Source organism: Psychroserpens mesophilus, from assembly GCF_050617655.1.
Lineage (GTDB): Bacteria > Bacteroidota > Bacteroidia > Flavobacteriales > Flavobacteriaceae > Psychroserpens > Psychroserpens mesophilus_A.
This window is the reverse complement of record NZ_JBODQC010000002.1, coordinates 470695-488758: the sequence shown is the minus strand read 5'-3', so window position 1 is coordinate 488758 and position 18064 is coordinate 470695. Positions and strand designations below refer to the sequence as shown.

The following is an 18064-nucleotide window of genomic DNA, read 5'->3' as shown; positions in this document are numbered from 1 at the left end:
TGGGACATTCCACTAACCAACCAAAAATTTAAAATCTTATTAACTTATCTTCTTTTTCTATTTGTTGAACCTGAACGGTTTTGTGTTGTTCTTGTGCTAGGCTTATTAGCTTTAGAGCTTCTGTTGCTTATTTGTTTTACAGCTCTTGATGTGTTATTGCTTCGTTTGTTACTAGATATACGAGTATTAGAAGTGTTTGGTTTTCTAATTGACGTATTTTTTTTAATAGTTCTTGTGTTTGTTTGATTATTAGACACAGAAGTGTTGCTTCTCGTCACATTTGGTCTTGTACTCGTAACACTTTTTATATTATTTTTTCTGGTAGATGTAGATAAGCTGTTGTTATTAGTGCTTCTGGTAGTATTAGATAAACTTCTGGTGCTTGAACTCCTTGAGTTGTTATTATCAGATAAAACTCTATTGCTATTATTGCGTCTAGTAGTAGATAAACTTCTGCTATTAGTAGGTCTTATACTATTACTATTTGAAAGTGAACGGCTGTTATTACTTCTAATGTTACCAGATAAAGTTCTGTCATTACCTCTTACAGTTGCTTCTTGACGATACCTTGTATTGATGCTGTTTCCTCTTCTGCGAGTCGTAGCAACAGTATTACGTCGGCTGTTGACTCTTACAGGTTGTCTGTAATTATCTCTGTAAGGTCTGTAATATGTATGTCTTACAGGAGTGTAATATTGTCTGTATGGTCTTGTATATACCACACAGTAATTTACAGGAGGAATAACATAATAGTTATGCCAAGGTCTATATACATAAGCTCTATTATAAATATTGATAAAGCCAGTGTAATGTGTAAACACTCTGTGTCTGTTATAGTGAACATAAAGTCCTCCAACTCTGGCAACTCGACCAAAGTTGTTATAATGAATATTTACGTTACCAACTTGAGTAACACGTCCATAATAATCATAAAAAACAGGGGTGTTTTCAATTTGTATTATAGCTCCGAAATCATCGTACTGTACATAAGGGTTGTAATCGTAACCAGAGTTAAAACTTATAGATACTCCAGGTGCACTTACGCCTACGCTAACGTTAGGACCGTAATTTTGCATGTAAAAATCGAACTGACCATCAGGAAAGATTGAAAATTCAATACCATTTTCAACAAAAATGAAAGAATTACTATAACCTCTATCAAAGTTGTTTGATATGTTGTTGGTTGCGAAAACTGAAGTTCCTCCAAGGAATAAAACAGTCATAAATAAAACTAATTTTTTCATAATTGTAAAGGTTTTAAATGTTACATATTAATGTAAACAATTAACGTGCCAAAAAAATAAACACATCATTAATGTATTGTTAATCAATTAATTGTAAATTTAATTACGTAATGAATAAATTATTTTTTTTAAGTGTACAAAACGCTATTCTTATTTATTTAACCATAAGAGTTAATAAAACCTTATGGTTGGTCGGACAAAAAAAAAGACTTATATTTCGAATGATACGATACCAATGGCAGAAAAATTTGATATTATATTTAAAGATGTAACGACTTTATTGATGAATGAGTTACCTGATTATCTTACATATCATAATCTCAATCACACCCTGTATGTTATTGAAAAAGCCGAGCATATTGCTTCAAAGGAAAATGTATCTCAAAAAGAAATACTTCTGGTTAAAATTGCAGCTTTATATCATGATTTAGGGTTTGTTAAAATTCGGGAAGGACATGAAAAAGAAAGTTGTAAAATAGCGAAACGACAATTATCAGCTTACGGCTATTCAAAAGAAGATATTGATATAATTTGCGAAGCTATTATGGCAACCAAAGTACCACAAAATCCTACAAATCATTTAGGTCAAATTCTTGCTGATGCAGATTTAGAATATTTAGCTACAAAAAGGTTTAAACCTGTTAGTGAATTGTTATATCAGGAATTGAAATATTTCAATAGTGATTTAACCAGAGACCAATGGAATCAAATGCAAATTGAATTTTTATCAAAACATAATTACCATACCAAGTATTGCAAACGGTATAAGTCATTTAGGAAAGAGAAAAATCTTCAAAGCCTCAAAGCTAACATATAAAAATCCCAAAGTTTTGGGGAAACACTTTGGGATTTTAAAGCTACATGCTACTAAAGTAGCGATAAGCTATGATTGTTTAAACTTTATATGCTTTCTCGTTTTTTTGACGGTTCCATTCTTTCTATAATAATAGTAATCATCATCATAATGATCTATATCATTGAGGTAAATAAAACTGTTTCCTACATGTCCAAAAGCGACACCATAGTTAAAGTTTGTGTTGAACGGATTCACAATACCAGACATATGAACAATTTCTCCTCTACGGTTATAGGTTACGTTTAATCCACCAACTTGTCTTAGCAATCCATTGCCTCTTTGGTAACTCATATAAACTGAACCAGCACGTTTGATTCGTCCTTCTCTGTCGTAGTTTATAAAGACATTTCCAATTCTTCGGACTTGTCCGTTGGTATCATGTGATACCATTACACCTCTTGAACCAGAATAAGTATAGTGGGCTCTATTTACAGTTCCAGGAGCTCCATAGGTTCTGTTAACAGAATTTCTTTTTGTATTAATTCTGTAATACACATTTGATGTATTGTTTTTAATCTCAGTATTGAAATCAAAACTTCCATCTGGAAAAATTAGAAATTCTACACCACGTTCAATAAACATGATAGGTTCGGCAAAACGATAACGAGCCGTTTTAAAATCTTCCCCATTCGAAACAGCATGTCCTGCTGTTCTAGCTGTTGCTGATGTCAATCCTATTAACATCGATGCCATAAAAAGTAATTGCGTTTTCATAATTATAGGTTTTTAGATTTTACCTTCGTTTTCAACTCGTTTGAAAACTTTTCGGTCTGTATGATTTGATTTAATTAAACCAATTTGTATGCCAAAAACATAATGTGCTGAATGCTAATATGTATTGTGCTGATTAGTATTGCTCAATTTTTCTTATTTTTATACAAGCCAATCCTTATTAATGAAAAAAGATACCGTTAAGTGTTCAAATTGTGAACAGGAGTTTAATGAAGGTTATTCGTTTTGTCCTTATTGTGGTCAAAAAGCAAAAGACGAACTCACATTAGGAGTCTTGTTTTATAATACGATTAGCAATTATTTCTCCTTCGATGCGCGTTTTTTCAAAAGCTTTGTGCCTTTACTTATCAAGCCAGGTTATTTAGCTGCAAAATTTATAGAAGGGAAGCGTTTGTTGTATTTACATCCTGCTCAGATGTACTTATTTATAGCTGTGGTTTTCTTCTTTTTATTTTCATACAAAGCTAATGAGCAAGCAGAAGTTATGGATAAAGGGCTGTCTGAAGCTTTTAAAGAAAACACAGTTAAAGACTCTCTGACTACTCAAGAGATAGAAGCAAAACAAATATCAGATTCAATTTCGAGAGAAGAAGCTAGATTAGCACTCAAAAAAAATGCATTTTTAACAGGAATGACAGACAAAGAGATTGATTCTATGGTAAATGACAAAGAGTTTAATCTTAAAAAAAACAATATTAGTTTAGCTGGTCATGACATTGACTCCTTAATTGACGTTAATGCACCAGAGACAGAAATCCTTAAGGCAATGGGATTGAAAGAAAGTGATGGAGCCTTTAAAAGACGGTTATACAAACAAAGCTTAAAGTTTCTGAAATCTAAACAAGGCGGAAGTGTATTGCTGGCTTTTTATGATACAGCTCCAATTGCCATGTTTTTTATACTTCCAATTTTTGCATTGCTTTTGAAGTTATTTTATAGAAAACGAGGTCGTTATGCACACCATTTGGTGTTTAGTTTTTACTATTTTGCGTTTTTATTTACCGTGTTTAGTATTGTTTTATGTATCAATTATATTACTGATATATCAGATTCAATAGATTTTTTAATTGTTTTATCTGTGTTTTTCTATTTGATAATAGCTCTTAAACGTTTCTACCAACAAGGTTGGTTTAAGAGCTTTTTAAAAGGAAGTTTAACGACTATGCTATTCTTTCCTGTACTGCTTATAGTTTCAGGTTTTGTTTTATTCTTTTCTTTTATGTTTTATTGATACACAAGATCTAAAGTTTTTCCTTTAAAAAACTTCCTGTAATTGAATTCTTGTTATTGGCGATTTCTTCAGGTGTTCCTTGAGCTATAAGTTTTCCGCCACGTTCTCCGCCTTCTGGTCCTAAATCGATGATATAATCTGCACATTTAATAAGATCTATATTGTGTTCAACAACAATAATAGAGTGTCCTTTTTCAATAAGTGCCTGAAAAGACTTGAGTAATTTTTTAATATCATGAAAATGTAAACCAGTGGTAGGTTCATCAAAAATAAATAAGGCATTATCACTTTTTGAGCCTTTTCCAAGAAACGAAGCCAGTTTAATACGTTGGGCTTCACCACCAGAAAGTGTAGAAGAACTTTGGCCTAACGTTATATATCCCAAACCAACATCCTGTAAAGGCTGTAACTTAGCTTGAATTTTACTTTGGTCATGTTCAGTAAAAAAGGAAATGGCATCATCAATAGTAAGATTCAAAATATCATCAATCGATTTACCATTGAAAGAAACTTCTAAAACCTCTTTTTTAAACCGTTTGCCATTGCAGGTCTCACAGGTAAGATGTACATCTGCCATGAATTGCATTTCAATAGTAACTTCACCTTCACCTTTACAAGTTTCACATCGTCCACCATCAACATTAAAGCTAAAGTGCTTAGCTTGATAATTTCTAATGTTACTCAGCTTCTGTTTTGCATACAACGCGCGTATGTCGTCGTAAGCTTTTATATACGTCACAGGATTAGAACGCGATGAACGTCCGATAGGATTTTGATCTACAAACTCAATATGCTTGATATTGCTAAAATTGCCTTTTAATTCTGTAAACTGACCTGGTTTATCTCCAAAATCGGTTAATTTCTTTTGTAATGCTGGAAATAATATTTTTTTAATTAATGTGCTTTTTCCGCTTCCAGAAACACCAGTAATAACAGTTAACATTTCAAGAGGAAATGTGACATCGATATTTTGAAGATTGTTTTCACGAGCTCCAATAATATCAACATGATACTTTGAGTTTCTTCGTTGTTTTGGAATTTCAATTTCCAGTTGACCGTTTAGGTATTTTGCTGTAAGAGACTCTGAAACTAGTATGTCTTTAAAGGTTCCGGTGGCTACAACTTCACCTCCAAACGTACCAGCTTCAGGACCAATATCAATAATTTCATCAGCCGCTTGCATGATATCTTCATCATGTTCAACAACAATAACAGTATTGCCTAGGTCGCGTAAAGCCTTTAGAACTTTAATAAGTTTTTGAGTGTCTTTTGGATGCAATCCGATACTAGGTTCATCTAAAATATACATAGAGCCAACCAAACTGCTTCCTAATGAAGTAGCTAAGTTAATACGTTGACTTTCTCCACCTGATAATGTATTTGATTTCCTGTTTAGCGTTAGATAATCTAAGCCTACGTTAGAAAGGAATGACAATCGGTTTGTTATTTCCTTTAATAGCCGTTCAGCAATTTTAGTGTCATAGGTGTTGAGTTCTAATTTTTCAAAGAAATTTACCAATTTATCAAGAGGCATTTCAACTAAATCAGTAATTGTTGTATTATTTATCTTGACATAATTGGCTTCAGCACGAAGTCGTTTTCCTTGGCATAAGCTACATTTTGTTTTTCCTCTGTAACGTGATAACATCACACGATTTTGTATCTTGTAGGCTTTGGATTCTAATTCAGAAAAGAAAGAATTTAGACCTTCAAAATGCTGATTTCCATCCCAAACCAGTTGTTTTTGTTCTGGTGTTAGTTTGAAAAAAGGTTTGTGTATCGGAAAATCAAATTTATGAGAATTGTTTACCAGGACATCTCTATACCAGCTCATGCTTTCTCCTCTCCAAGGAAAAATGGCATTATCATATATAGATAAGCCTGTATTAGGAATTACCAAATCTTCGTCAATGCCAATGATATCTCCATATCCTTCACACTTTGGACAAGCTCCATAAGGATTGTTAAAGCTAAACAAATGTACATTAGGTTCTAGAAAAGTCATGCCGTCTAATTCAAACTTGTTATTGAAATCCACACGCTTTTGATCTGAAAGAGATTCAATAATGCAGGTGCCTTTACCTTCAAAGAAAGCTGTTTCAATTGCATCAGCTAATCGGTTATAAAAATCATCTTCATGCTTCACCACGATACGGTCAACAACAAGAAAAATATCTTTTTTTAGTTTTTGCTCAACAGCTTCGTCAATTCTTAAGACTTCTTCTTTGTGTTGAACTCTTGCATAGCCTTGTTGTTTTAAAACATTGAGTTTGTCTTCCATTGTTCGGCCTTCTTCTAAAACAATAGGCGCGAGGAGGAGGAGTTTTTCTCGTTCATTAAAAGACTTGACTAAATCTAACACATCTTTTGTACGATGTTTCTTTACTAAATTTCCAGATATTGGTGAATAGGTTTTTCCAATTCTGGCGAATAATAACTTTAAGTAGTCGTAAATTTCGGTAGATGTCCCAACGGTCGATCTTGGATTTGTAGAATTCACTTTTTGTTCAATGGCAATAGCAGGAGCTATGCCTTTTATAAAATCTACCTTTGGCTTATTGAGTCGGCCTAAAAACTGTCTTGCGTAGCTTGAAAGACTTTCAACATAGCGTCTTTGGCCTTCAGCATATAAGGTATCGAATGCTAAACTAGACTTTCCAGAACCAGACAAACCCGTTATCACAACAAGTTTTTGTCTTGGAATTACAACATCAATATTTTTTAAATTATGCAATTTTGCACCTTTAATAATGATATTTTCCTTCGGATTTATGTCTGAAATGTTAGTATACATAGGAGTTTGAGCAAATTAAGATGTGCAAAGATACTATAAGTATTTGGTGAAATAAAATGGATTGTAACGGATTAAAATGTTAAAGTTTGTTACTTTTTTTTGGAATTTCGGAATGATTGTTGTTATATTTGAAATCATAACGCATTAAAACAGAGAAGCCTATTTCATAATATTACTTTATAAAGTTTAACCCCAAGCTAAGATTTATTCTTTGCAATAAAGTAATAATTATGAGACACGAACTTATCACGGACGCTGTTTTAGTAAGAAACTACATGGATGGAGACGAAAGCGCTCTGTCAGTCCTCATTCACAGACACAAACAACGCATTTACAGTTTTATTTATTCAAAAGTATTTGATAGAGATATAACTGAAGATATTTTTCAGGATGCTTTTATTAAGGTCATTAAAAATCTTAAACTGGGTAAATACAATGAAGAAGGAAAGTTTTTACCTTGGGTAATGCGTATTTCTCACAATCTAGTTATTGATCATTTTAGAAAGAATAACAGAATGCCAAAATTTGACAATTCGGGTGAATTTAGTATTTTTTCTGTTTTAGGTGATAATGCTTTAAACGCTGAAAAACAACTCATTAAAGATCAGGTTGAGTGTGATTTACGAAGAATTATTGAAGAGCTTCCGGAAGATCAAAAAGAGGTATTAGTAATGCGTATGTACAAGGATATGAGCTTCAAGGAAATTTCTGAGCGTACTGGTGTAAGTATCAATACTGCATTAGGTAGAATGCGTTATGCACTCATTAATTTAAGAAAGGTTATTGATAAAAATAATATCATTTTAACAAATTGATACAATAAGTAAAGTTTTCATACGTTTATTGAAATATAACTTAACAAAATAACGTAAAATGGCAAAACTTTTTAACAAAATAACGTAAAATGGCAAAACTTTACTCAGAATGTCCCCAAAAAAAAGACAACCTTAACCCAAAAAAAGAAACCATAGATTTTCTTTTAAATTATTCTAAGGCTTTAAGTGTTATACATTATAATGAATTGGAGTTTGAAGCGCTCCAAAATTAAATTTGAAAAGTCCTGATTCGTTAGTCGTCAGGACTTTTTATTTTTATAGTATTCTTTCAATACGGAAGCTCTACCAATAGTTTTAGTTATCACATCTTTTTCTAAATCCCAGCCTCTTGCTGGTGAATATTCGCGTCCATACCAAATAATCTGAAGGTGTAAATCATTCCATAGCTCTTTAGGAAACAACCGTTTGGCATCTTTTTCAGTTTGTACTACATTCTTTCCATTGGTCAAATTCCATCTGTACATTAATCTGTGAATGTGTGTGTCTACTGGAAAAGCAGGAATGCCAAATGCTTGAGATAGGACAACTGCTGCAGTTTTATGTCCAACAGCAGGCAAAGCTTCTAATGCTTCATAAGTTTGCGGAACTTTTCCATCATGTTTTTCTATAAGAATATGAGACAACCCATGAATGCCTTTGCTCTTCATTGGTGATAAGCCAACAGGCTTTATAATCTCTCTGATGTCTTCAACAGAAAGTTTAATCATATCATACGGATTATCGGCTTCAGCAAATAAAAGAGGTGTAATTTGATTGACACGAACATCTGTGCTTTGGGCAGACATTAAAACTGCAATTAATAGGGTGTATGGATCTTTGTGTTCCAGAGGAATAGGTATCGTTGGGTATAATTCTTTTAACGTATTAATAACAAAATCTACCTTTTCTTGTTTGGTCATAAGTCGTATTTTTACAAAAAGTAAAGTTAACAATTATGACACAATTAAAAGCAGGAGACAAGGCTCCAAATTTTTCAGCTCAAGATGAAGAAGGAAACACGATTTCTTTAGCAGATTTTAAAGGAAAGAAATTAGTTGTTTTCTTTTATCCAAAAGCGAGCACACCAGGATGCACAGCTGAAGCTTGTAATTTAAATGAAAATTACGAACGTTTTCAGTCGAAAGGCTACGAAATTTTAGGCGTAAGTGCAGATAGTGCTAAAAGGCAATCTAATTTTAAAAATAAGTATGGCTTTCAATACCCTTTAATAGCAGATGAAGATAAAGCAGTCATTGAAGCTTTTGGTGTTTGGGGTCCGAAAAAGTTTATGGGTAAAGAGTATGATGGTATTCATAGAACAACATTTGTAATTGATGAAAATGGTGTTATTGAAGATGTGATTACCAAAGTAAAAACTAAAGACCATACTGCTCAGATATTGGCTGATTAGTATGTTTCTACATGTCGATGGTTTTCGACAGCTCATTATGTATGACGTGTTTAAGATTCTGAAATAAATTCAGGGTGAATGTCTTATAAATTAAATAAAAAAACCTCATGAAATTTATCAAGAGGTTTTTTTATATGTGCTATTTATAGTTTAGTCTCCTAAATAAGCTTGTTCTGTTTCACAACCAAACAAACTCTTTTCTTTAATTAATTTAGCAACCCCTTCTGGTAACATTTTTTCCCAGTCATCATTACCATCAGCTATCATTTTAAGAACTGTTCTTGAGAAAATGGCTAAAATGGTATCATCGTAATCTGTAATATCAACTACTTTTCCGTTATATTTAAAGAACTTATAAAGTTCTTTCATGCGTGGGTGTACTTTCAGGTTTTCACTTGTTGTAATGGTTCCATCATCATTTTGCATTGGATATAGATACACTCTCAAATCTTTAAAAAATAATTTTCCGAAGGCTTCAAGGATGCCACCACTCAAATGACGATAATATTTCTCATCAAATATATCTACAAGATTATTAACTCCCATTGCTAATCCCATTCTCGCTTTGGTATATTGAGAGAAGTATTCAACAAGTTTATAATATTCCTGAAAATTAGAAATCAAAACGGTTTGACCAAGAGAACATAATAATTTGGCTCTATCCATAAAGTCCTGCTCGTCAATTTCTCCTTCAGCTCTAAGATTAGACAAGGTGATTTCAAAAATGACTTGCGTTTTGTCTGCATCAACTTTATTTTCTTTAATAAACATGTCATAAGATTTCTTATACATGTCCATGTTTACTTTCGTTACAGGTCTGAAACTACCACGTAAGGTCAAGATGTTTTTCTTGTAAAGAACTTTTGCAGGCAGTACATTATTTCCATCAGGAGCAAACATGACAGCGTCAGTCATTCCATTTTTAACAAGTTGTAAACTCATTAAACGGTTATCAACATCTTCAAATACTGGACCAGCAAAATTGATGGTATCAATTTCAACTTGATCTTTGTCTAAATGATCGTATAGATAGCGTAATAGCTTTTTTGGTTCATTATATTTATAAAAAGCACCATAAATTAGATTGGTACCTAAAACACCAAGTGTTTCTTGTTGTAATCTAGCATCTGTTTCCTTAAAACGTAGGTGGAGTACAATTTCATTGTAGGCTTGATTTGCATCAACTTGATATTTAATACCAACCCAACCGTGTCCTTTGTATTTTTTAGCAAAGTCAATTGTTGCTACAGTATTTGCATACGTAAAGAACATTTTATTAGGATGTTCTTCTCTAGAAAGGCGTTCTTCAACTAAATCAATTTCATGATCTAACATTTTACGTAAACGTGCTTCAGTGACATAACGTTTATCATCCTCAATGCCATAAATGGCATCACTGAAAGCTTTGTCGTAGGCCGACATTGCTTTTGCAATAGTGCCTGAAGCTCCACCAGCTCTAAAAAACTGACGAACAGTTTCTTGGCCAGCTCCAATTTCTGCAAATGTTCCGTAGATATTTTCATTTAGATTAATTCGTAAACATTTTGTTCGCAACGAAGGAATCTGATCAAACTCTCTATCTCCTTTTAAGGTTATCTCCATGTTTTAGTCTGGGTTTTGTCAACATTACAAAGGTATTAAAATAGGAGGTATAAGTAAAAAAATTAGTTTTATTTTTGTTTTAAATTAACAGACATTGAAAATTACATTTTTAGGTACAGGTACATCACAAGGTATTCCAGTCATTGGAAGTGATCATCCTGTTTGTTTAAGTACAAATCCTAAAGATAAACGGCTGAGAGTCTCAATTTTAGTTGAATGGGACGATTATGCTTACGTGGTTGATTGCGGACCAGATTTCAGACAACAAATGCTCCGAATCAATTGCAATAGAATTGATGGCATTATTTTTACACATGAGCATGCTGATCATACAGCAGGATTAGATGACATCAGACCCTTTTACTTTAGACAAGGTGATATTCCGTTTTATGCGCATAAGCGTGTGTTGGGAGAATTACAAAAACGTTTTGATTATATATTTACAACTAAAGATAAATATCCAGGTGTGCCGAGTGTGGTTCAGTATGAAATTAAAAATGAACCGTTTCGACTTGGGAATTTGAGTGTGATTCCAATTAATGGATATCATCACAAACTTCAGGTTTTTGGTTTCCGTTTTGGTGATTTTGCTTATTTAACAGATATGAAAACAGTTTCAGATGAAGAAACTCAGAAATTATACGGAGTAAAGATCCTTGTTGTAAATGCCTTAAGAGAAAAAGAACATATATCACATTTTAACATAGCTGAAGCCTTGGCATTTATTGAAAAGGTGAAGCCAGAAACAGCTTATTTAACACATATTAGCCATTACTTAGGTTTTCATGAAGACGTACAACAAAAGCTTCCTAAAAACGTTTTTTTGGCATATGACAACTTACAATTAGAACTTTAAACATCGATTATGAAACAAAGACTTTTCATGTATTTATTTATTTTCACTTTATTATTAGTGATTTTTCAATTTGTTAATTCTAAAAGTATTATTGAAGGCTACGACCAGAAGCTTACCAATTACATGGAAGCTAATAAAAAACTTAAGGATTCCATTAGGCTGATGGAAGATAATGTTGTTTCAGATTTATATACGTTTAAATTTGATACCAATGAAGATGCTATGATTTATTGGGAAAATCAAGGTTTTAAAATTTCAGAATTTGTTCCATTTATAAAAGATGAGTTGATGAATCTCAATATTTATGAAACTGAAGACCATCCTTTGGTTCCTTATGCATCAATGACAGGTGAAAAAATGTTGATTGATCAAATTAGAATGCTGAATCATAAATGGATTATAGCTAGTTTTACCGATGGTGAATATTGGGGTGAAATGCTATTGTCTTATGATATTGAGGCTATTAAAAATCAAAAACAGCTTAAGTTTGAAGTCATAAAAGCTATATTATATCAACCAAATTAAATTTTTTAAGTTAAATTTTTAATATAATTTTTTGCCCAATCTTCAACTTGTTTTCCAAAGCATTCTAAAATTGAATCAGCTCCGATAATGCTACCTTTAGATAATCGACCCAATAAAGAAATTTTAGAATTATATGTTACACAGGCACTTTGTACAATTCCATTTGAATCGGTTTCAATGCCTAATTCTGAATGAATAGGTTGAATTAAATCATCATTCAGAAGCTGTTTAATTAACGCTGAATCTACTTTTAATAATTTTGGAGCATCTAAAACGCTATCAATCATTAGTGTGGTTTTAATACTATTGTTTTTAGAATTTATTAGATTCCAACCTTTGTCACTTAGCTCTATTTTAGGGTCGTTAATATAATCTAAGTTTAATACTTTAGACTCTATAAGCGCGACCATTTGTTGCATACTTTCAATTGGAGGTCCATACGAGTAGCGTTTGATCCTTTCATCAAGATCTATTATTTTTTTGAGGAGGTCCTTCTTTAGTTTAGAATGCGATAAAGATTGATACAATGTTGGTTGACAGTGTCTCCATACTTGACCCAAACAATAATCAAGGCTGATTTTGTCCTTATACAAAGCCATGTCAATATATTTTTTTATCAATGCATACGTTGAGTATGTCTTTTTATTGGCAATCAATTTATGGTCTATATCTTCATTTTCAAACCATTTCAATATAAGTTCTTGTAATTGATTTTTGTGTAAAGCATGTGATTTCGTATTGAGGTTAGAATTACTAAAGATTTTAGTGGAGATGTTAGCTACTGGTTCAATTAAGAAGTTAATGTTGGAAGCTTCTGAATTAGTTCGCGCTACAGATTCAATTTGAGTTTTAAGAGAGATAAGGTCTTTAGCAGTGGGTTTAAATAATTGATCAATTATGTTGTTAAGTGGTTTTGGTGCAAGTGGTTTGCCATCTAATGAAAATGGAACTAAAAGAATTTTTTTGTCAGGATTATCTATGAATACCGTTTTAAAGGTTTCCGAATTCGTTATTTTAAATCTTCCAAATGTGCTTGTTGTTAACCCTCTCATCACATCCACCATTGAAAGACCAAATCCGCGAATTCCAATTACGATATCCGTTTCATTATCTAAATGTTCAAATTGTGATAGTGGATAACTATTCTCATAAACTTGTAAATTTTCATGCATGGAAGCGTGTTTTTTCCATGATTTCATTTGAGTTGAGAGTTTAGTAGGTTGATGTCCTATGGTAATCAAAACATCATCAACGTCATAATAATTTTCATTGTCAGTAAATACTTGCAGTTTATTTTTAACAGGTTTAACTGCTAAAACTTTTTCTTGTATCAACTTAAATGTAATAGAATAAAGATTTTGAATTTCTAGAGAATTATATCTCTCATTTAAGTACTTTCCAATTTTAGACCTAAGAGGAAATATATCTGGATTAGAATCAGGTTGATAGGTATTAGCCCAATCACTATAAGCTGGAAATGGTTGAATGACATCTTTATTATAGATTATTTCTGGTCTGCCTTTTAAATCCTGTAATGCTCTTTCTGAAATATTTGCCCAGTTTGATGCGTCTTGATTTGTCATCCAAACGTCACCTGCTCCTATGTTGTCTATAGGTTCAAAACCAATTATGTTTAATTTTTTATTAAAAACACTCAGGTTTTGAAGTAGCTTTTCTAAAGCAAATAAGCCACGTGGACCAATGCCAATTATAGCAAGAGTGTTCATTCGTTATTAATTACAGGGTTAAGCCTAAAAGAAATTTAAACTCTCTTTTCAAGCCAGCTTCTAAACTCATAAAAGTTTTGAGGCGCTACACCATGACCTACCGGAAATTCAGAATAGGTGTTTTTAATTTTTAAATTGCTAAGGAACTGTGGTGCTTTTCTTGCCCAATCTACAGGGATTACCTGGTCAACGCTTCCATGTGAACAATAAAAATCTAAATGAGTAAAGTCTTTGTTTTCAAAATTTTCTTCTAGCATGTCTTGGCTAACATAGCCGCTTAAAGCAATAATATTTTTCACTTTTGCTGGATAAGTGAGCGCTACAGCATAACTTAAAATGGTTCCTTGACTAAAACCTAGAAGGGTTACATTATTTTGATTTACAGGATATTCTGCGCAAGCTTGATCAATAAAGTCTGCTATTTTATCTCGTGAATCAATGGCTTGTTCTACATCATTCCATTTGTTTTGATTGGCATCAAAATTAATAGCATACCAAGCGTTTCCGTAAGGTTGCATTGGATATGGAGCTCTAACGGAAATGATAAATAACTCTTCTGGTAATTCTTGAGCAAATGAAAACAAATCATTCTCATCACTGCCATAGCCATGGAACATGATTAATAATGGCGCATTTTCTTTTAATGTAGAAGGTCTTGTGATGTGGTGTAAACTTAAATTCATAATTTATTGTCCGATTGTAGCGAATAGCTTTTGAAAAAAAGGACCCAGAACAGGGACTTCATTCATTTTTTTACCTACAGCACCAAAAATACCGTAGAGGAAAAGAACTATAAAAAACACCCAAAATGATGTAGAAATCATCCAACTATCAAAGGCGCCAATAAAGTAGCCTAAAACCATTTGTAACAGCCATAAGCCTAACGCTTGTCGAATGTGAAATGATACCAATGGATTTCGTTCTTCGCGATTCATGAAGAATGCTATTAAAGTGCCAATTAAAGTGATATAAGCTACAATTGCTAAGCTATCGTTATTTGATGTGTTTTGCATGATTACATGTAGTTAATTAGAGAGTATCATTTGATTCTTTGCAATGATACCATAAACGGTTCCGTTTAATATTTTGTTTTCAAAAATCGAATTCTTTGACCTTGAAAGCATCTGATTTTTTGTAAAAACAGAACTGCCATTTGGGTTAAATAATGATAAATCGGCTTTATTTCCAACAGTGATAGTATGTGATTCTATCCCAAAACGTTGTTTGCCTTTAGTTAGTAAATCTATAGTTTTCTTTAAAGTAAAAACAGAGTTCAATGCTCTAAATGCACTTTCTAGTCCGATAGTTCCATATTTTGCAAAATCAAACTCGATTTTTTTATTTTCAATATCAATTGGATTATGGTCGCTTGTTACCATATCAATGGTGCCATCTTTTAGACCGTTAATTAATGCATCAATATCGTTTTGCGTTCTTAAAGGTGGTAATACTTTAAAATTCGTATTGAAGGTTGTGAGTTGCTCGTCGGTAAAAATTAAATTATGTATAGCTACACTGCAGGTTACATCTAATTTCTTTTGTTTTGCTGCTCTGATTAGTTCAACGGATTTTGCAGTAGATATCGTTGGAATATGAAGTTTACCTTCTGTATACTCTAAAATAAATAAATCTCTGGCGACCTGTAGTTCTTCTGCCAAGGCAGGATTTCCTTTTAACCCAATAGATGTGCTTGTGACATTCTCATTCATGACACCTAATCCACTAATTTTGGATTCTTGTGGAAAAGAGCACACAAGTCCGTCAAAATTACTAGCATATTGCAAGGCTAGTTTCATCATATTTGGATTATTTATAGGATGTTGGTAGTCATAAAAGGCGACAGCTCCAGCGTTTTTCATGTCAAATAGTTCTGCGAGATCTTTTCCTTCGCTATTTCGAGTTAGTGCTCCAATAGGATAGAGGTTGGTAGCGCGTTTTTCTGCTTTCGATTTTAAAAAAGAAATATCAGCATTAGAGTCTATAACTGGGTTTGTATTTGCATTTACAGCAACTGAAGTAAATCCAGAACATGCTGCAGTTTTAAGTCCGTTTTCAATGGTCTCACGCTCTTCGTAACCTGGTTCACCAAAACTCACACTGCTATCAAACCAACCTTGCGAAACATGAAGGTCATCGAGTTTGATTTCTTTGTAGTTTTTAGGATTTGAAATGCGTTTTGATATATTAGAAATGACACCTTTTTCAATTAAGATGTCGACCGTTTTATTGTGAAAATCGCTTTTAGGGTCAACTATTGTGGCAGATTTTACAAGTGCATTCATTTCAGGAATTTTAAGATGAGCATTTCAATAATTAAAAAAGCTAATGCAAAAATAACAAACCATTTCCATAGCTCATTAACATTTGTAGCACTTTTTATATCATTTATGGTGGTTGAAATCGATTCGTTTACTGTAGCATTTTCTATGTTAGCTAAATCATAATAGGCGAGATTGCTTTCATTCCGATTAAAATTAAAGCTCAAGTTTTTTAAGAAAGTATCTTTGTTTTGAACTGCAATAATGCCAGATGAATTAGGATAATCATTGGTTTTTAAGGCGACTTTATTGGTATATGTTTGTTGGAGTGGAATCACTGAATTCTCGCCATTGACCAACGTTAAAATATCATCCTGCTGAAGTTTAGTTGGAATGTCGATGTTGTTTTCTTTACCTAAGGTATAATAAAGTTTAGGCACTTTCAAACTTTGTTTACCAATGTTGTACAGTACAGGAACGATGAGAGGTGAGTTTTTAAAATTAGAATTATCTGTACGTAATGCTGCTGTAAAATGATAAATGTTTTCAGATTGAGATAAAAAAGGAGAGCCATCTTCAAAACTCAAAACAGCAGCTCCTGAATTTGATCTCGTATTGTAAAATGAATTTACTTTGGGATACTGAAAATTTTTAATTTGTTTGTTAAAAACATTGGTAAGTAATGGATGAGAAAAATGTATCGTTGTAACTTTTTTTTCTTGTAGGTTTAAGGAGTCTAATTCTGATACATTGTAATTGTTAAATAATTGATTATAAGATTTTAATAATATATCATTTGAAGGAATAATTAATGCAACTCCGCCATTGTTTGTAAATGCTTTCAAAGCAGTAATTAATGAAGTAGGAATCTCTTTCAATTCGTTTAAAACAATTAAATTCTGATCCTCAATTAGGTTATAGTTGAGCACATTAAATGGTGTTGAAGTATAATCAAACTCGTCACTGGTATAGATTTTTTTAAGGAAAGTATCATCAACTTCGTTGATAGATAAAACTTTAATTGGTTCACGCTGGTCAATGTTAAAATACAATTCGTTATCATATTGAAGGTTGGTGTCTTCAATAGTTATTTTTCCATTAAAAACTGTATTTGCCGGAATTGTAAAAACAGTACTTGCCTCAGTTTCAATATCAACAGCACTTTTAGCAATAAGTTTATCATCATTAAACAATGATACTGGTAAGGTTTCAATAGCTTCTCCTTGATTTTTGAGTCTTACCGTTAATTCTAAATTTTCTACAGTAGATTTTGAAATAAATAAACTATCAATAGCAATATTAGCTGTGCTTGCTGGTTTTAATTGAACCAGTTTTATATTTGTTGTACTATCCTTAACCGTTGTACTATCCTTAACCACAGTAAGCAGATCTTCCTTTTGTTGGAAATCTGAAATCAATACTAAATTTTTTATCGAGCTATTATCATCAGAAAATACATTTTTCCCTTTTAATACAGCTGCATCATAATCCAATTGATTTGGAGAGTGTTTCAATTGAATCAAATCATTTTTAATAGCTTTTACGCTTGTATTGTAAAAGTTTGCATCATTGGTAAACAAAGAAATAGGTTCATTTTCATCAATGGTTTCAATAATATCTTGAACAGCTCTATTAAGAAGCGTGCCATTATTACCTTGTGCTTGCATGCTGAAGGAGTTATCAAGATAAATAACGGTTTCACTTTTTGTGTTGAAACTTTCAGAATTTGAAAAATAAGGCTGAGCAAAAGCGATGATGATGCAAGCGAGCAAAAGCATTCTGGTGAGTAAGGTGAGCCATTTTTTTAGTTGCGAACTTTTTCGTGTCTGAATGGTCAGTTCTTTTAAAAACTGAACATTTGTAAATGGGACCTTTTTAAACTTCCTTAGCTGGAATAAGTGAATAATTATAGGAATGATAAGCAGGAGTAAAGCGTAGAGAATTTCTGGATGTTTAAACTGCATTCCTAAATTATGATTTTTTTGTGCATTATATTAATGCTCAAATATAGAA

17 protein-coding genes are annotated in these 18064 nt (G+C 32.4%); 7 read left to right on the top strand and 10 right to left on the bottom strand.

The window, feature by feature from the left end; genetic code table 11:
* Window positions 1-44: 44 nt before the first annotated feature.
* Entirely contained in the window at window positions 45-1244 is a 1200-nt protein-coding gene (locus tag ACRHNM_RS06480) for a hypothetical protein (RefSeq protein WP_431134861.1), read from the bottom strand.
* Between the two features lie 235 nt (window positions 1245-1479).
* On the opposite strand from ACRHNM_RS06480, the gene ACRHNM_RS06475 reads away from it, so the two are divergent.
* Window positions 1480-2061, top strand: a complete 582-nt coding sequence (locus ACRHNM_RS06475; RefSeq protein ID WP_431134859.1) for an HD domain-containing protein — start codon at window positions 1480-1482, stop codon at window positions 2059-2061.
* 66 nt (window positions 2062-2127) lie between these two features.
* Here ACRHNM_RS06475 and ACRHNM_RS06470 read toward each other — a convergent pair whose 3' ends face one another.
* A complete protein-coding gene (locus ACRHNM_RS06470) occupies window positions 2128-2814 on the bottom strand; it encodes a hypothetical protein (RefSeq protein WP_431134857.1) in 687 nt (228 codons plus the stop codon).
* Window positions 2815-2995: 181 nt separating this feature from the next.
* Here ACRHNM_RS06470 and ACRHNM_RS06465 point away from each other — a divergent pair, with 181 nt between their 5' ends.
* Window positions 2996-4063, top strand: coding sequence for a DUF3667 domain-containing protein (locus ACRHNM_RS06465; protein ID WP_431134855.1), 1068 nt, complete (start codon window positions 2996-2998; stop codon window positions 4061-4063).
* A gap of 10 nt (window positions 4064-4073) precedes the next feature.
* Here the strand turns inward: ACRHNM_RS06465 and uvrA are convergent, their stop codons facing one another.
* The gene (gene uvrA, locus ACRHNM_RS06460) at window positions 4074-6857 is read right to left on the bottom strand and encodes an excinuclease ABC subunit UvrA (RefSeq protein ID WP_431134854.1); all 2784 of its coding nucleotides are present in this window, start codon (window positions 6855-6857) and stop codon (window positions 4074-4076) included.
* Between the two features lie 230 nt (window positions 6858-7087).
* On the opposite strand from uvrA, the gene ACRHNM_RS06455 reads away from it, so the two are divergent.
* On the top strand, window positions 7088-7672 hold the full coding sequence (locus tag ACRHNM_RS06455) for an RNA polymerase sigma factor (protein ID WP_323789840.1): 585 nt from the start codon (window positions 7088-7090) through the stop codon (window positions 7670-7672).
* A gap of 89 nt (window positions 7673-7761) precedes the next feature.
* On the top strand, window positions 7762-7905 hold the full coding sequence (locus tag ACRHNM_RS06450; RefSeq protein WP_431134852.1) for a hypothetical protein: 144 nt from the start codon (window positions 7762-7764) through the stop codon (window positions 7903-7905).
* Window positions 7906-7932: 27 nt separating this feature from the next.
* On the opposite strand, the gene ACRHNM_RS06445 is transcribed toward ACRHNM_RS06450, so the two are convergent.
* A complete protein-coding gene (locus ACRHNM_RS06445; protein WP_431134850.1) occupies window positions 7933-8592 on the bottom strand; it encodes an endonuclease III domain-containing protein in 660 nt (219 codons plus the stop codon).
* 35 nt (window positions 8593-8627) lie between these two features.
* Between ACRHNM_RS06445 and bcp the strand changes: the two genes are divergently transcribed.
* Window positions 8628-9083, top strand: coding sequence for a thioredoxin-dependent thiol peroxidase (bcp, locus tag ACRHNM_RS06440; RefSeq protein ID WP_431134848.1), 456 nt, complete (start codon window positions 8628-8630; stop codon window positions 9081-9083).
* Between the two features lie 150 nt (window positions 9084-9233).
* Here the strand turns inward: bcp and ACRHNM_RS06435 are convergent, their stop codons facing one another.
* Window positions 9234-10685, bottom strand: coding sequence for a TonB-dependent receptor (locus ACRHNM_RS06435; protein WP_431134846.1), 1452 nt, complete (start codon window positions 10683-10685; stop codon window positions 9234-9236).
* Between the two features lie 94 nt (window positions 10686-10779).
* On the opposite strand from ACRHNM_RS06435, the gene ACRHNM_RS06430 reads away from it, so the two are divergent.
* Both ACRHNM_RS06430 and ACRHNM_RS06425 read left to right on the top strand, forming a co-directional pair.
* Window positions 10780-11541, top strand: a complete 762-nt coding sequence (locus ACRHNM_RS06430) for an MBL fold metallo-hydrolase (RefSeq protein ID WP_431134844.1) — start codon at window positions 10780-10782, stop codon at window positions 11539-11541.
* Window positions 11542-11550: 9 nt separating this feature from the next.
* Window positions 11551-12066 carry a hydrolase gene (locus ACRHNM_RS06425; protein ID WP_431134842.1) on the top strand — a complete coding sequence of 172 codons (516 nt, stop codon included), beginning with the start codon at window positions 11551-11553 and terminating at the stop codon, window positions 12064-12066.
* A 5-nt stretch (window positions 12067-12071) separates the two neighbouring features.
* On the opposite strand, the gene ACRHNM_RS06420 is transcribed toward ACRHNM_RS06425, so the two are convergent.
* The 5 genes from ACRHNM_RS06420 to ACRHNM_RS06400 are packed head-to-tail and all read right to left on the bottom strand — an operon-like array spanning window position 12072 to window position 18015.
* The gene (locus ACRHNM_RS06420; protein WP_431134841.1) at window positions 12072-13793 is read right to left on the bottom strand and encodes an FAD/NAD(P)-binding protein; all 1722 of its coding nucleotides are present in this window, start codon (window positions 13791-13793) and stop codon (window positions 12072-12074) included.
* Between the two features lie 35 nt (window positions 13794-13828).
* On the bottom strand, window positions 13829-14476 hold the full coding sequence (locus ACRHNM_RS06415) for an alpha/beta hydrolase (protein WP_431134839.1): 648 nt from the start codon (window positions 14474-14476) through the stop codon (window positions 13829-13831).
* 3 nt (window positions 14477-14479) lie between these two features.
* Complete coding sequence (locus tag ACRHNM_RS06410; protein ID WP_431134837.1) at window positions 14480-14806, bottom strand: hypothetical protein; 327 nt, start codon at window positions 14804-14806, stop codon at window positions 14480-14482.
* A gap of 12 nt (window positions 14807-14818) precedes the next feature.
* On the bottom strand, window positions 14819-16075 hold the full coding sequence (locus ACRHNM_RS06405; protein ID WP_431134835.1) for a dihydroorotase: 1257 nt from the start codon (window positions 16073-16075) through the stop codon (window positions 14819-14821).
* Complete coding sequence (locus ACRHNM_RS06400) at window positions 16072-18015, bottom strand: BatA domain-containing protein (protein WP_431134833.1); 1944 nt, start codon at window positions 18013-18015, stop codon at window positions 16072-16074. The genes ACRHNM_RS06405 and ACRHNM_RS06400 overlap by 4 nt, the downstream gene beginning before the upstream one ends.
* Window positions 18016-18064: the final 49 nt, after the last annotated feature.